The following is a 15,287-nucleotide window of genomic DNA, read 5'->3' as shown; positions in this document are numbered from 1 at the left end:
TGAGCGACTTTATCAACGTTAGAAGAAAATGTTAGAAAATTAGGAAAGCTCATGAAATCTACGATGATTATCGTAAGTCATGTCGTTAACGATGCAGTCACTCACGGCTTTGTGCCTGCAGCTAAAGCGATGGACCTTCACGTCGTTCTTATCACCGACCACAAGATCAGCCATTTAGAGCTGGCGAGTCGTGATAGTCACTTTAATCCGGATACCATTCTAGAATGTGATGTCTTCAACCCATTAGAACTCATCGAAACCATCACGGAGCATGAATTAAAGCCAGACGCTATTTTCAGCAATAGTGATCACTTACAAACTTCCACCGCCATCTGCGCGCAATTTTTTGGCCTCCCATCCAAAGATTGGTCTGTCACGTTAAAAGCCAAAAACAAACACTTAACTCGACAAGTGTTAAATGAAAAAGCCCTACCCAACACACAAAGCTGTTTGCTGCACCGCCATTCGAATGTGGCATTAGGCATGGCCTTTCCTGTCGTGGCAAAACCCAAAGAAGGCGTGGCAAGTTTAGATGTGCAGCGCTGTGACTCCCAAAGCGAGCTCGATGCTTACTGCGATGCGTTTTGGCAAAAACACCCAAACGCCGCCATTCTGGTGGAGCAGTTTCTTCAAGGGCCGTTGGTTACGCTAGAAACTTTAGGAGATGGTGAGCGCCTTATCGCCGTGGGCGGTTTTGATGTGTCGCTCTCTGAGCCGCCTTACTTTATCGAAACGGCCGCAGACTGGGACGGACCAAACGGCATTGCTCACCGAGAAGCTTGCCTGGCTCAACTGAAAGCGTTTGGCGTTGGTTTTGGTGTTTGCCACAGCGAATTTATTATCACTGAAAACGGCCCAGTTCTGGTGGAAATCAACTATCGCAGCATTGGGGATGGCCGCGAATTCTTGCTCAACAATCTTGCTCACTTCGGCTGGTTTAGCACGATTTTGGGTCTGCATCTGGGTCGAAGATTGGACGGCGATTACCAAATTCATGGGTCAGCGCACGTGCACTACGTAGTTGCGGAACACAGTGGTGTGATCGACGGAGGTTCGACGTCGTTCATCCAACACGATGACGATATCATCACCCAGCAACAGGTACTAAAAACCGCTGGAGAACACTTCCAACAGAGTTATTCCAATAAGGATTATCTCGCCCGAATTTCGATTGTCTCACCATCAGGGCGAAACCTCGACCAAGCGCTGCAGAACGCGCTTAGCAATTTCGATCTAGCTCCGACTCGTGAGGTGGCAGCATGAACGACAACGCTTTGTATCTAACGCAACGATTGATCGACACTTGCTTACGCGAAGACATGTTTGGCATTTTGTCGAAAGCCAAGTTCAGTAGCGACGCGCCAAAAGGGGTAATTGTTCCTCAAGGCGAGCAAGTCTGGCTGATATTTGCCAACTCTGATTTCACGTTGTATTTACCCGTTGCGCCAACGTATTACATGCAGCACTGGCGCTACGGCCACGCCTATGGCGAAGCGCCGCTAGGTTGGTGGGTGGAGAAAAATGGTCAAATCGAGCATCAGCAGCATTATCAAGAGTGGATTGCGCTACTAACGACACTGGCGCATGAGAGCTCTCACGAATTGTTGGCGGGGTATCTTCAAGAACTGGAATGCGCACAGAAACACAAAGCGCTGTGTGACCAAGCGTTTCATCATCACGCAGACCACATTTCTCAACCAATATCCAAGCTTAGTTCTTGGCATAAAAAGCTACTGCTTGCCGACCAGATCGCTTCTTACCTTGACCACCCGTACTATCCAACTGCGCGGGCGAAGTTTGGTCTGAGCGATGAAGACCTTGCTAAGTACGCGCCCGAGTTCGCACAAAGCTTTGCTCTGCATTGGATTGCGATTGAAAAATCACTGGTGACATTAACCAGCGAACAACCTGATTGCTGGCCGACGATGGAGCAAGTGGGGCTTCCTGCTGATTTTGCACTGAGCCACGTACTGTTCCCTGCGCATCCGCTCACCCTTCGCTCTTTAGAAGCCTTACCCGAAGGCATGATTGAAGCGCCGTTTACGTACCTAGACGTGACGCCAACGCTTTCCGTTCGTACTGTGGTAGTCAACGACGCGCCGCACATTCACATCAAAGTTCCGCTGATCATGCGATCGCTAGGCACGAAAAACATTCGCTTAATCAAGCCTTCAACACTGTATGACGGCCACTGGTTTGAACGTCTACTCAGCCACCTTGAACAAACGGACGCCGACTTAAACAGTCGCTTGTTCCATTGCAACGAAAAACACGGTGGACACGTCGGCGAGGATAAAACCTTCGCGTACATCGTACGTGAGTACCCACTTACTCATTGCGAAGACAAAGCGTTAGTTCCGGTTGCAGCACTGGCAAGCCCAATGCCTGACGACCGCTTGTTCTTAGAACATTTGGCGGAGCAGTACTATCAACAAGATACGCTGGCGTGGTTCCAAGATTACGTCGACCTTCTTTGCCAAGTGCACCTCACCTTGTGGCTTCGTTATGGCATCGCATTGGAGTCCAACCAGCAAAACGCCATCGTTGCATTTGATCAACAGGGCAAAATGACGCTCGCGATGAAAGACAACGACGCGGCGCGAATTTGGCCAGAGCGCTTCCACTTTGCAACAGAGCATGCCGCCCAAAAACAGGGCGCAGGAACAATTCCAGTGGATTGCGATGAACTGCTCGACCAACGCATCAAAGTCGACAATGAATTGGCGCTCGGTCAGATGTTTACCACCATCACATTACAACTGGATATCGCAGCGATTGTAGAAGCCATGGCTACAAAGGGCATTGCCTCTTCAGCATCGCTTTACGCCATCGTGGCCAAAAGCATTGCTGAGCAACTCAACCGATTGGAAGGCGAAGGGTTAGAAACAAAACTGGCACGCGAGTTACTGCAAGAGGCGCCTGATTTGTACGCCAAGTACTTGTTGAGCTCTGGCAGTTTGCTCTCGAAAGAAGCCTCCGGCGCGAGTGACATCAATAAGTTCTATGGTTTGTCGGCCCCGAACTTCTTACTGCTTTCTAGCGAAGAAGCGCAGCGCGCCTACTTAGAAGCCATCAAAAAAAGCGTACGTTAAACGATTATGACCAAACTCATCTACAGTGTGTTGTTGTGCCACTTTATCGCTGCGTTTGCCGCGTTAGGTATGCCGCTATTTCTACCCGTCGTGTTGCCAACATTAGGCGCAAGCATTGATGCGGACTGGGCAGGGGTATTGTTTATCCTACCTACGTTTTGTACTGCGTTGGCGGCGCGATTTTGGGGCAACTTTGCCGATCGCTACGGTCGCCGCCGCTCACTCTTGCGTGCGCAACTTGGCCTTGCAGCAGGTTTTGCGCTGTGCGGCTTGGCAGACAACCTCGCCATGTTTGTGTTTGGTCTTATTGTTCAAGGAACCTTTGGCGGCACCATGGCCGCCTCGAACAGCTACTTATCTAGTCAAATTAAAGAAGCCAAAACACTCGGCAAGTCGCTCAATAAAACCCAACTATCTGCTCGCTTGGCGCTGATCGTTGCGCCCATTGGGCTCGGCTGGAGCTTGTCAGAGACCAACCCGCTCAACGCGTACCTTTGGTTATGCGTTTTGCCTTTAATTGCGATGGGCATCACGCTAACACTGCCAGTGGATAAAACCGCCGACCAAAACCTCGAAAAGCCAAACTCAGAATCTCAGCAAGAAAAACCGGTTGCACAGAAAAACGCAATGCATGCCATTCGCTGGATCTTCTTTGCTCAGTTCGGGTTTGCGTTTTCCATGGTGGTGACCTTTCCTTATTTCTCGCCGTTTGTGCAGCAATATGGCATCACTCACCACGCATGGATCGGTTTTTTGTACGCACTGCCGCATGGCGTCTATCTGTTGCTGGCAGGCAAAATCCACGTGTTGTCAGATGGGCTGAATCGCCATCAACCGCTGCGCACGTTGTGGCTCGGGTTTGCATTGCTTGCCGTGAGCTCTGCCTTGCATTTGATTGCGTCCGAAACCGCACTCATTGCTGCGAGAATTATCTTCGGCATCGCGATGGTGTGTTGTTATCACGGATTGCATCAGCATCTTGCGAGCAATCTGGATCGCAAACTCAGTGGCAAAGTATTTTCTCGCTTTGATGCCATGTCCAAATGGGGTGGCGTGGCGGCGGGATTTTGCGCTTCTTTCATTTCTAGCTTGGGGCTACTTGAGGTTCCTTTCCTACTTTCTGCGATAGTCAGCGTAATCACCTTGATCGCGCTGGTTCTCCATTCAAAATTTGGAAATCAACATGTTACAAACTCAATCCTCTCAGACTAGCGAGTTGCGCGCGCATGATGTGCAGCTCAATCGTGAGAAAGCCCAACTCAACACGATAATGGGTGTTCTTAATTGTTACTTACGGGAATTTGCGCTACCGAATCAACAAGTGGAATGGCACTACCAATCGACATCGCTGCCCCAAACGTTAAAACGCAACTATTCCGCCAAACAACGGGTAGCCGTTCATCTGTCTCAACAAAATGGCGTGTTGGTTTTGCCGATTCACTACGCGAGCAAACTGGGCAAAATCAAATTGGCAGAACTGCCTTGGGCGAAAATGCCGGGATCTGGCTGGGCGAAATTGGATGCCACGCAAACTCTTACGCTTTTGCTTAACTATCTCAAGCAGGTGTTGGCGATCCCATTTAACCATGAGCTGATCGAACAACTGGAAAATAGCGTGCTGGTTACCGAGCAGTTTCTCAACGTCGCGCCCAAATCGCATCACAACGAATTTATCGCTTCGGAACAATCTCTGATTTGGGGGCATACTTTCCATCCGACCCCGAAAAGTCGTTCGGGCGTCACCATGGATGATCTCTTGGCGTTTTCTCCAGAAGTCGGCGCGCAAGTCCCGTTGTACTGGTTTGAAGTGGATACATCGTTACTTGATGTGCTGAGTTCCGACGGAGAAGCTAACCCTGCGCAACGCATGCTACAACAGCTCGCGCCACAACACACCACCAGCAATGGGAAGGCCCTCTACCCTTGCCATCCTTGGGAAAGCTACACCATTTTGAGCAACCCAAGCGTGAAGCGTGCCATTGAACAAGGCAAGATCACGCCACTGGGTTTAGGTGGTGAAAAGATGCAGCCGACCTCTTCAGTTCGTACCCTCTACCACCCAGATATGGATTGGTTTGCGAAATTCTCCATCAACGTACGATTAACCAATTGCGTGCGCAAAAATGCGTGGTACGAACTCGACAGCGCCGTGCAGCTCACGTCGATTCTTAAACCAATTAGAGAAAACGAACAGCTGCACAATCCTGTATTTAAAGTGATGACAGAGCCTTACGCCACCACGTTGAATCTAGAAAGTGTCGCTGAGCGTAATTGGGATGACAACACCAAAGCGCGCGAATCGTTTGGGATTTTGTATCGCGAAAATTTCTCGCTGAGCGAAGTCGACATCTTAAAACCAACCCTCGCTGGCGCTCTGTTTGCTTACGACAAAAACGGCAACAGTTGCATTGCTCAACGCCTTAAAAACAAAGCGCGTACTACGCAAAATCGCTATTCCGACATCGCGACACTGTGGTTTGAACGCTATTTGCATTGCCTAATTCCAGGTGTGTTTAACTACTACTTCAAACACGGGGTGGCGTTTGAGCCGCATTTGCAAAACACCTTGATTGGCTTTGAACAAGAGATGCCGTGTTGTGTTTGGATTCGTGATTTGGAAGGCACCAAGTTACTGCCGGAGTTTTGGCCAGCAGAAACATTAACTGACTTGTCTGAACGCGCGCGACAATCGGTTTACTACAGTCGCGAACAAGGCTGGAATCGCATCGGATACTGCACCGTTATCAACAACATCAGCGAAGCGATTTTCTTCATCGCAGAAGGTGATGAGCCACTAGAGCAAACGCTGTGGAATGCGGTGCAAAGTGCCATTGTGCGTTGGCAATCAGTGAATGGGAAACAGCCGGAACTAGAAGCATTGCTGAATGGCGGTCACTTCCCAAGCAAAAATAATTTCACCACGCGTTTGATGCAAAAAGCCGATAAAGAGTCGGGCTATACCCAAGTCGCCGCGCCTTGGCAGCAACACGAAAAAGGAGCGCAACATGTCTAATTCACTCTCCCTACCGACACGCGTTAGCCAGCAAGTTCACACGCTCGCACAGCAGCAAAATCAACCCTTGTGCGCGTACGTGTATGACCTAAACGCCTTAGAAGAACACATCAAACAACTGCGTCACGTTTTGCCGAAAAATGTCGAGCTATTTTACGCAGCCAAAGCCAATCCATCGGGCCCGATTCTCAAAACGCTCGCGCCGTATGTCGATGGTTTTGAAGCGGCATCTGGCGGGGAGTTGGCACACCTCCACCAGCAGCAACTCGATAAGCCATTGATCTTCGGTGGCCCAGGAAAAATGCCAAGTGAATTGCAACAAGCGATTGAGCTTGATGTTGATGCAATTCATGTCGAAAGCCTCACCGAGCTGCAACGCATTGGTGCGCTAACCGAGCGCCTCAACCGCCCAGCTTCGATCTTTTTGCGTATGAACATTGATATTGGCGACATCACGCTCAGCAAGTTGGCGATGGGCGGCAAGCCGACTCCTTTTGGTTTGGACGAGTCCGAACTGAGTAATGCTTTGATGTTGCTGCGCGATTTCCCGCAAGTTTCACTGAAAGGCTTCCATTTTCACTTGATGTCGCATCAGCTCGATGTTGAACGTCACTTAGCGTTAATGCAGCGCTATTTCCAAGTCGTGAAGGCGTGGCAACAAGAGTTCGAACTCGGTGAGCTGATGATCAACTTGGGCGGCGGCATGGGCATCAACTACCAAAACCCTGAGCAACACTTTCCGTGGATGGAGTTTTGCGACAAGTTGGAATTCCTCATCGCTAAAGAGCAAGTGCAAGACTGGACACTGCGTTTTGAATGCGGACGTTTCATCACGGCGGCATGCGGTTATTACGTGATGGAAGTACTGGATATTAAGCAAAATCTTGGCGAAAACTTTGTCATCGCACGCGGGGGAACTCACCACTTCCGCACGCCAGCAGCTCAGAGCCATGATCATCCATTCGTCATCCTGAAAAGCGAGCAACACCATGAGATTTCTCACCCAATTCAGCATGCACAAGCGACCTTTGTCGGCCAGCTTTGTACGCCCAAAGATGTGCTGGCACGCAATCAACACGTCGCCCACGTCGATATTGGTGATTACGTTGTGTTTACCTTAGCGGGCGCGTATGCGTGGAACATCTCCCATCAAAACTTCTTGATGCATGAGCCGCCGATCCTCCACTATTTCTAAACGGCATACTTCGCTTCACTCAAGCCCCAATCATTGGGGCTTTTTTATTCCATCTCGGCACAAATTCATTACCATTAACCGCTTTGCGAAATAGCAATAACGCGTTTTATCAGCTCGTCGGGTTCCATCTTGGGATTGCGGTAAAAACGGAATATTTCCGAGTTTATCGCTTGCTGAGCAACCGGATTGACCGCCATCGAATCAATCATACTCGGCACAGCGAGGTTGTGTTTAACGCCGTAGTGAAAGTCTTGATATGACTGAACCTGACACGGATTAAAATCGCTGATGTCGATATCGGTGCGTACCGGAATCGAGCCTTTTGCCTTATTGAACTTAGCTTGAAACTCGACGTCTGCCAGCGCGCTTGCGGTTTGCTGAGCAGCCTCGGCAGAAAACGACTTGCTCGACATAAACACCAAACTGTCCATGTTGTAGAGGAATACACCATCGCTGTCAGGTGTTGGGTAACAGCCGATCTCTTGCGGAACCGAGACTTGATTGGCGAGCAGCTCACCCAAAATCCAATCACCACCGATTTGAAACAGCGCTTGACCGTCGGCTAACGCTTGGGTCGCCGTATCCCACTTACTGTCAGGTAATTGGTTGTCGATCAACAAGCTCAGGCGGCGAAATTGCGTCAGCGCTTGGCGCAGAGTATCGCTGTCGATGCTGTCTCGCTCAAGTTTAACCATCGCATTGGTGTAGAACTCAACACCGCCAGTGGAGATCACTAAGTTCTCGAAAAGTTGGGCGACTTGCCACGGCTGCTCACCGACTGCGATCGGCACGATGCCATTTTGCTTAGCGAGCTCCATGGCGGTGAACATCTCTTGCCAGTTTTTCGGCGCGGAAAGATTCAGTTGTTTAAGCAGCTTGTGGTTGACCCACAGCCAGTTTAAGCGGTGCAGCGTAAGTGGCAGGGCGATATAGCCGTTTTGTGTTTTATTGATTTCGATAGACAGTGGGTAGAGCACCTCGTCCCAGCGCTGCTCATCGGCAACCGCGTTGACGTTGTGCAAAATACCGATGGCATCCCACGCTTTAATACTTGGCCCTTCGATTTGCGCGAAGCTCGGTGGATTGCCCGCCAGCGCGCGAGCTTGCAGTACCGTCATCGCGCTGTCACCACCACCGCCTAACACCGGGCTTTGCAGCAGATCAATATCGTGCCGTTGTAGCTGAGCTTTAAGTGTTTGCAGCGCTTGCTGTTCGCCGTCAGAAGTCCACCAATGTAAAAACTCTACCCCTTGTGGCGACTCAGCGTGAGCGACGCAAGGGGCGAGCAACAGTGGGAACAAGAATGCCAGTTTGTTCATAGTCAGTCTCTCGGGAAAGTCAGTGTGGCGCAGAGGCCGCCAAACTGAGAATGGCTCAGCGACAAACTGCCGCCGTGAGCCTTTGCAATGCTCTGTGAAATGGTTAACCCCAGCCCACTGCCTTCTTTGTCGTTGCTAGCGCGGAAGTATGGCTGGCAGAGCTTTTCAAGTAATAAATCGTCAACACCATCACCGTGATCTTCAATTTCAATCTGGATCGACTCTGGGCTTTCACTCAGCGTAATGTCCGCTTGATGGCCGTATTTGAGCGCGTTATCGACCAGATTCTGAATGCAGCGCTTAATCGCTAACGGTTTACCAGCAAAGTGAGTGCGGATTTCGCCGTGGATGCGAATTGTGTCCGGCGCATCAGCGATATTGGCGGAAATGTGCTGAATCAGTTGGGTGAAATTGATCGGCTCGATTTCCTCGTGGATATCGGTCTCTTTAATGCATTGCAATGCGCCTTTGACCATCAAATCTAGGTCGTTACTCAGGCGGATAAAGCGTTCTCGGTCGGCGTCGTCATCCAGCATTTCCGCCCGCAGTTTTAGGCAGGCTATCGGCGTTTTCAGATCGTGGGAGATGGCGCTGAACAGCATCTCGCGGTCTTTAATGTGGCTGTCGATGCGTCGATTCATCTTGTTAAACGCACGGACCGCCGCTTTTAGTTCGTTACTGCCTCGTTCAGAAACTTCGGGCACGTCTAATCGGCTCGACATCAGGGTTGCGGCTTTTGCCAGCTCTCGAATCGGTTGAATCTCTTTGCGAACGATAAACCAGGTACACAGCAACAACATTAGCGCGGATAGCAATAGTGTCAGCCATTGGCGCAGCTCAAAATAGTTAGTCTCTAGGTTGATGTAAGGCGCGGGTAGCACCGCCGCGAGATAAAACCATTCGTTCTGCGCGACTTCGACCTGCATCACCAGAATGGGTGGATTGAGGTCACCAAACGAAAGCGAATAATGCGCCCACAATAGTGGCAGTTCATCGATAGGTAGCTCGTTGTTGAACACTTTGAGTTTGTCGCGCTGGGTGAACTCCACTTCGATATTAGGAATGCCGCTCAGCTCGCTTTCTAATACTTCACGAACTTGGTTGATGACCAACGTTTTGCGTTCGCTCTCCGGCAGCGGGTCGACCTCAATCTGGTGGTTGTTGAGTGAGACGAAAAAGCGTGTGCCGCCCATGTTGCGCAGTTGATTGAGTACCAAGTGGCGGTATTCCGAAGGGAGGGTTTGAAAGAAAGCGATGGTGGAAGAAGCGCTCAGTGCTAAGCTTTTGACCGTGGTGGTCAGGCCTTCTTTATCGCGTTCGCTGGCGTGTTGATACCAGATAATCCCAGATAATACCTGCGCCAGAATGATCACCAGCAACAGGAACACACTGGTGCGAACGACCAGTGAGCCTGTCCAGCGTTTAATTCTCATAATGCACGTCCGTGGTCAGCATGTAGCCTTTATTGCGCACCGTTAGGATCAGCGAGCGGTCTTTATCTTCAAGGTGATGACGCAAGCGGCTGATCTGCACGTCAATGCCGCGTTCAAACGGGTCGGCATCGCGTCCCCAGATCTCGCGCGCAATGTCATCGCGAGACAATATTGATTGCGCGTGGTTGACGAACAAACCGAGCAGCGACAAATCCGCGCCACTAAGTTGCTTAACTTCGCGGCTAGCGACGTGGGTCAGTTGCCGGGTTACGGTATCTAACAACCAATCATCAAAACGCACTTTACGCGTCAGTTTGCTATTGGCGGTCGATTGGCTGCGTCTCAGAATCGTTTTGATGCGTGCGAGCAGTTCACGCGGACTGAATGACTTGGTGATGTAGTCGTCAGCGCCCATTTCTAGCCCTGCGACTCGGTCGGCTTCTTCAGTGACGGCGGTCAGCATGATGATCGGGATATCGGAGTTTTTGCGCAGTTTCTGGCACAGGGTAAAGCCGTCTTCACCGGGCATCATAATATCGAGGATGATCAAATCAGGATGGTGATCGTTGAGCAGTTGCCACATCACGCCGCCGTTTTCTGCGCAAAGCACTTCAAACCCTGCGCGACCAAGGTAATCTGACAACGCTTCGCGAAGGTCAAGGTTGTCATCGACGACCAGTATCTGCTTGTTTTCCATCCTACTTTCCCTGTGTCCGTCCCTGTACCTGCCCCTAAGTTTGGCGCTGGCCAATATGATGCATTCTTAAACGCACATTCACAATCGAGCCGATTACAATTTTCACTTCTCGGTGTAAGAGATTTGTAAGCGGCCACTTACAAACTGATTGCCTTTTGTAACCTTAGGCGCCGCTTTGCTCGCTATGATCATCCTGACCTTACGTGAAACAACATGACCTGAAGGAATCAGGTCCGACAACACTGGCATTCGTCAGGAGGAAACCATGTTTGCAAGTATATTTGGACAACTACAAAAAATAGGGCGGTCGTTGATGCTGCCTGTGGCGGTTTTACCGGTGGCTGGCTTGATGCTGGGTATTGGTAACGCGGGGTTTGCGTTTATTCCGGAGGCAGTCAACAAAGTGATACTCGCCGCCGGTGAAGGCGTGTTCGGCAACATGCAGTTGATGTTTGCGGTCGGTGTGGCGCTCGGGTTATCAAAAGGCAATGACGGTGCCGCTGCGCTCGCAGGCTTAGTTGGCCTAATTATTATGAACGCATCGCTCGGTATCGTGACTGGCCTGCGCGGCCTAGAAACTGACGCCACTATCATGGGCGTTGAGACGCTGCAAACCGGGGTGTTTGGCGGCATCTTTATCGGTGCGGTCGCGGCAATCATGTACAACCGCTTCTACAATATCAAACTGCCGGAATATTTGGGCTTTTTCGCGGGTAAGCGATTTGTGCCCATTGTCACCGGTCTATCGGCGATCGTCGTTGGTGCGATTCTCGCGTTTGCATGGCCACCTGTCGGACAACTTCTTGATGCATTCTCTCATTGGGCAGCGTACCAAAACCCGGTACTCGCGTGGGCGGTATACGGCGCGGGCGAACGTTCATTACTCCCTGTTGGTTTGCACCACATCTGGAATGCGCCGTTCTTCTTCGAAGTTGGCAGCTATGTAGACCCAGAAACCGGCAAAGAGTTTACTGGTGAGCTCACTCGCTTCTTCGCAGGCGATAAAACCGCAGGTTATCTGTCTGGTGGCTTTATGTACTCCATGTGGGCGCTACCAGCGGCGGCACTGGCTATTTACCACTGCGCGTCTCCTGAGCGTAAGAAAATCGTCGGCGGTTTGATGATGTCTGCGGCGTTGACCTCTTGGTTAACTGGTATCACAGAGCCAATCGAATTTACCTTCCTATTCGTCGCGCCAGTGCTGTATGTGATCCATATTTTCCTTACCGGTATTGCGTTTGCGATCACCGCATTTTTGGAAATCAAACACAGTACTGACTTTGCGCACGGCGCGATCCAGTTCTTCCTTTACTACCCAATGTCGACCAACGCGTGGATGTTCATCATCATCGGTCCAATCTGGGCGACGTTGTACTACGGCTTGTTCCGCTTCCTAATTGTGAAGTTGGATCTGAAAACGCCGGGCCGTGAAACCGACATTGCAGAAGTGAAGATTGCCGGACAACCCGATGAAATCGCGGTGGATGTAGTAACTGCATTGGGCGGCAAAGCCAATATTAAGTCAGTCGATGCGTGTATTACTCGTCTGCGTGTCTCGGTAAAAGACATTGCCAACGTTGATGTTGCTAAGCTAAAAGCGCTCGGCGCGCGAGATGTGTTAGTGATTGGCGACAGTTTACAAGCGATTTTCGGTACGCAGTCTGACTCAATTAAGTCAGAAGTGCACAGCGTACTCGCCACCTCCTGATCTTACCTCCCCCAATCTAGGTAAGATTTGCCAACCTCCTTGTGAGGTTGGCTTTTTCGTTTTCGGAGTAAAAAAAGCGAAGCCAATAACCAGCCCTACTTCGCCGCCGCGTTGGTTAAATTGCCCAGCACGCCGCTGATTTTGTTCAATACCTCGTCACAGCCTTCAATATGATGGCGCTGCTTTAAATACATAGGATCGTTATAAGCTAACCACGTTTTGCCTTCATCATCTTCATACACCAACACTTTTTGGGGTAAATCGAGCGCCACTTCCTGCGCACAGATCATCAGTGTCGTGCCTACTTTAGGGTTTCCAAACACGATAACTTCGGTTGGTCGCAACGTCATATCGACTTTCGTGGCATTCTCTTGATGGTTAATGCGCGCAAAGACGTTCAACCCTTTTTCTTGCGCGATAGCGACAAATTTATCCGCCGTATCTTTTGCTGAATGCGTGCTCGCAACGGTTACCACGCCCTCACCAGCCAACGCACTCAATGACGTCAACGCCACGACCAACCCGATGATTACTTTTTTCATTTGTCGTCCCTTCCTCTCTATCTGAGTCGAAAACTGTAAATATAGAAAAACCAAGTGTAGGAACACTATAGAAGTCAGATTCCGCTATCGCGAATTGCACTCTACCCACTCAAGAGTCGACCGTGTAACACGGATTAATTGATTCAGATTAATAAAGCATTAACTAGCCGAGCATCAAAAGCGTGAAATACGTAACATTTGCAGCCTATTTTAGTAAGAAAGAGAAAAGTAGTGACACGCGATCAATTTGAGTTATTAGCACCCGGTGGTGATTTAGATTCCATCAAAGCCGCCATTGCCGCTGGCGCCGATGCAATTTACTGTGGGCTCGACCGCTTCAATGCTCGTAACCGAGCGACCAACCTCACCTTAGATAACTTAAATGGCGTGTTAACGTTGGCCCATCAGCACAGCTGTAAGATTTTCCTAACGTTGAATGTACTGATTTTAGAAAGTGAAATTCCGGCGATTGTTCGCTTACTCAGCCAACTGAACACCACCAAAATCGATGGCGTGATCGTGCAAGATCTCGGTCTGGCCTACATTCTCAAACATCACTTTCCCGATTTGGATGTGCACGCTTCAACGCAACTGAACACGCATAACGAAGGTCAGATCCTCTTTCTCAACCAGCTCACCGCAAGCCGAGTAAACTTATCTCGCGAACTTAACATCAGTGAGATAAAACATCTGGCGCAATTTGGTCGCGAGCACAACGTAATGATGGAAGTGTTTGTCCACGGCTCATACTGCATCGGATTCTCCGGAATTTGCTACATCAGTTCCGCTCGCAATGGCGCATCAGGTAACCGTGGACGCTGTAGCCAACCTTGTCGCGAACAGTACGAAACGACCAAAACAGGCAACAACTACCCACTCAATATGAAAGACAACTCCGCCTTTGGGGACTTGGAAGCGCTTGCCGATGCTGGCGTGTATTCCTTAAAAGTGGAAGGGCGAATCAAGAAATCGCACTACGTCTATACCGTGGTCGACAATTGGCGCCAGCAAATCGATCGCTTGTGCGAGGGTTTGGAACTCTCTGAAGACACCACCGAGTTATACACGGTGTTCAACCGCGATTTCTCTAACGCATTTTTGCAAGGTGATTTCGGCAAGGCGATGTACATCGACAACCCGCGCGACTACGCTGTAAAGCATTTTTCGAAGGTTTATCAATGCCAGTCTGCTGATGATGTGCAAGCGGTGAAAAAGAAACTCTACGACGACAAAACCGCGATCATTGAGAAAGTGGCAGAGCAAACCAAGTCATTCGATGTCGCTTCGACACAAGTATCCGGCCGCAGCTTGAAAGGGTCGATTGATGTGCCAACTCTGCCAGCGTTACCTCACCCAGAACCTCGCCAAGGTGCGCCCAAATTATCGGTTCTGATCTCGTCAGCACAAGAAGCCATGCTGTGCGAATATCACGACATTGATGTTTACTATCAATTGCCAATGGGATTGTCTGGTGAACTGAGCGCGATGATTGAGTTGTTCCAAGCCAACCCAATGCTCAAACCTTGGTTTCCTGCCATTTTGATTGGCGAAGACTACCAAGCCGCGCGCGTATTTTTGGAAACCATCCAACCTGAGTTGTTGATCACCAACAACTCAGGCGTCGGCATGATCGCAAAAGAGCTCGGCTTAGGCTGGGTGGCAGGCCCACAAATGAACACGGTGAACTCATACGCGTTTAAATGCCTTCAAGACGAGTTCGCGGCAAGTGGCGCGTTTGTTTCTAACGAGCTGAATATGAAGCAGATGCGCCACATTAAGCGCCCGCACAACATGCGCAGCTACTACAGTATTTACCACCCGAACACTCTGCTGACTAGTCGCCAATGTTTGTTCCAACAAACCGAAGGATGCCGTAAGGTGAAGGTCAACAAAGGTTGTTTGAAACGCTGTGATAAACGCACGTCTATCATCAACTTAAAAGACAATCCTTACGTGGTGCAAAAACCGAAAGGCAGCCACAATTCAATCTACAGCGAGCACAACGTCTTAAACCTGCAAGTGCTGCACGATCTCCCGCAATTGTTTTCCGATGTGTTGATCGATCTGCGTGATATCCAGACCGAAACGAAAGTCTCAGCAAGCAAACCTGAGTTGATTGACGCATTCTTAGCTCTACTTGAAGATCACAGTGAACAAGCCGTCCAAACGCTGAATGCCATGATTCAACCAACAGCCAACGCGCAGTATTTAAAGGGGTTGTAGGCGTTACTTGAAAGTTAAACAACGTATCGACTCTCAACATATCTTGAACACTCACTGTGCACTGA

11 protein-coding genes are annotated in these 15,287 nt (G+C 50.0%); 7 read left to right on the top strand and 4 right to left on the bottom strand.

The window, feature by feature from the left end:
- The first annotated feature begins 51 nt into the window (after positions 1 to 51).
- Genes NL645_RS14855 through NL645_RS14835 form a run of 5 tightly spaced genes read left to right on the top strand, consistent with a single transcriptional unit; the run spans position 52 to position 7,300 of the window.
- Complete coding sequence (locus NL645_RS14855; RefSeq protein WP_253651933.1) at positions 52 to 1,263, top strand: acetyl-CoA carboxylase biotin carboxylase subunit family protein; 1,212 nt, start codon at positions 52 to 54, stop codon at positions 1,261 to 1,263.
- Positions 1,260 to 3,092 (top strand): IucA/IucC family protein, encoded by a 1,833-nt coding sequence (locus NL645_RS14850; RefSeq protein ID WP_253651932.1) that lies wholly within the window; start codon positions 1,260 to 1,262, stop codon positions 3,090 to 3,092. The genes NL645_RS14855 and NL645_RS14850 overlap by 4 nt, the downstream gene beginning before the upstream one ends.
- A 6-nt stretch (positions 3,093 to 3,098) precedes the next feature.
- Positions 3,099 to 4,304 (top strand): MFS transporter, encoded by a 1,206-nt coding sequence (locus tag NL645_RS14845; RefSeq protein ID WP_253651931.1) that lies wholly within the window; start codon positions 3,099 to 3,101, stop codon positions 4,302 to 4,304.
- Complete coding sequence (locus NL645_RS14840; RefSeq protein WP_253651930.1) at positions 4,276 to 6,105, top strand: IucA/IucC family siderophore biosynthesis protein; 1,830 nt, start codon at positions 4,276 to 4,278, stop codon at positions 6,103 to 6,105. Before NL645_RS14845 ends, NL645_RS14840 begins: the two co-directional genes overlap by 29 nt.
- On the top strand, positions 6,098 to 7,300 hold the full coding sequence (locus tag NL645_RS14835; RefSeq protein ID WP_253651929.1) for a type III PLP-dependent enzyme: 1,203 nt from the start codon (positions 6,098 to 6,100) through the stop codon (positions 7,298 to 7,300). Before NL645_RS14840 ends, NL645_RS14835 begins: the two co-directional genes overlap by 8 nt.
- Before the next feature lie 74 nt (positions 7,301 to 7,374).
- Here the strand turns inward: NL645_RS14835 and NL645_RS14830 are convergent, their stop codons facing one another.
- Genes NL645_RS14830 through NL645_RS14820 form a run of 3 tightly spaced genes read right to left on the bottom strand, consistent with a single transcriptional unit; the run spans position 7,375 to position 10,749 of the window.
- Positions 7,375 to 8,619: an ABC transporter substrate-binding protein gene (locus tag NL645_RS14830; protein WP_253651928.1), complete on the bottom strand. Its 1,245-nt coding sequence runs from the start codon at positions 8,617 to 8,619 to the stop codon at positions 7,375 to 7,377.
- A gap of 2 nt (positions 8,620 to 8,621) precedes the next feature.
- Positions 8,622 to 10,052: an ATP-binding protein gene (locus NL645_RS14825; protein WP_140307095.1), complete on the bottom strand. Its 1,431-nt coding sequence runs from the start codon at positions 10,050 to 10,052 to the stop codon at positions 8,622 to 8,624.
- Positions 10,042 to 10,749 (bottom strand): response regulator, encoded by a 708-nt coding sequence (locus NL645_RS14820; RefSeq protein WP_005383484.1) that lies wholly within the window; start codon positions 10,747 to 10,749, stop codon positions 10,042 to 10,044. The genes NL645_RS14825 and NL645_RS14820 overlap by 11 nt, the downstream gene beginning before the upstream one ends.
- A gap of 265 nt (positions 10,750 to 11,014) precedes the next feature.
- On the opposite strand from NL645_RS14820, the gene ptsG reads away from it, so the two are divergent.
- Positions 11,015 to 12,457 carry a glucose-specific PTS transporter subunit IIBC gene (gene ptsG, locus NL645_RS14815; protein ID WP_253651927.1) on the top strand — a complete coding sequence of 481 codons (1,443 nt, stop codon included), beginning with the start codon at positions 11,015 to 11,017 and terminating at the stop codon, positions 12,455 to 12,457.
- Positions 12,458 to 12,552: 95 nt separating this feature from the next.
- Here the strand turns inward: ptsG and NL645_RS14810 are convergent, their stop codons facing one another.
- Positions 12,553 to 12,999, bottom strand: a complete 447-nt coding sequence (locus tag NL645_RS14810; protein ID WP_253651926.1) for a DUF302 domain-containing protein — start codon at positions 12,997 to 12,999, stop codon at positions 12,553 to 12,555.
- A gap of 231 nt (positions 13,000 to 13,230) precedes the next feature.
- Between NL645_RS14810 and NL645_RS14805 the strand changes: the two genes are divergently transcribed.
- Entirely contained in the window at positions 13,231 to 15,222 is a 1,992-nt protein-coding gene (locus NL645_RS14805) for a U32 family peptidase (protein ID WP_253651925.1), read from the top strand.
- Positions 15,223 to 15,287 lie beyond the last annotated feature (65 nt).

Source organism: Vibrio sp. Y51_MX_L26, from assembly GCF_024181935.1.
Taxonomy (GTDB): Bacteria; Pseudomonadota; Gammaproteobacteria; order Enterobacterales; family Vibrionaceae; genus Vibrio; species Vibrio diabolicus.
Note: the sequence above shows the minus strand (reverse complement) of the source record. Positions and strands in the feature narration are given on the sequence as shown.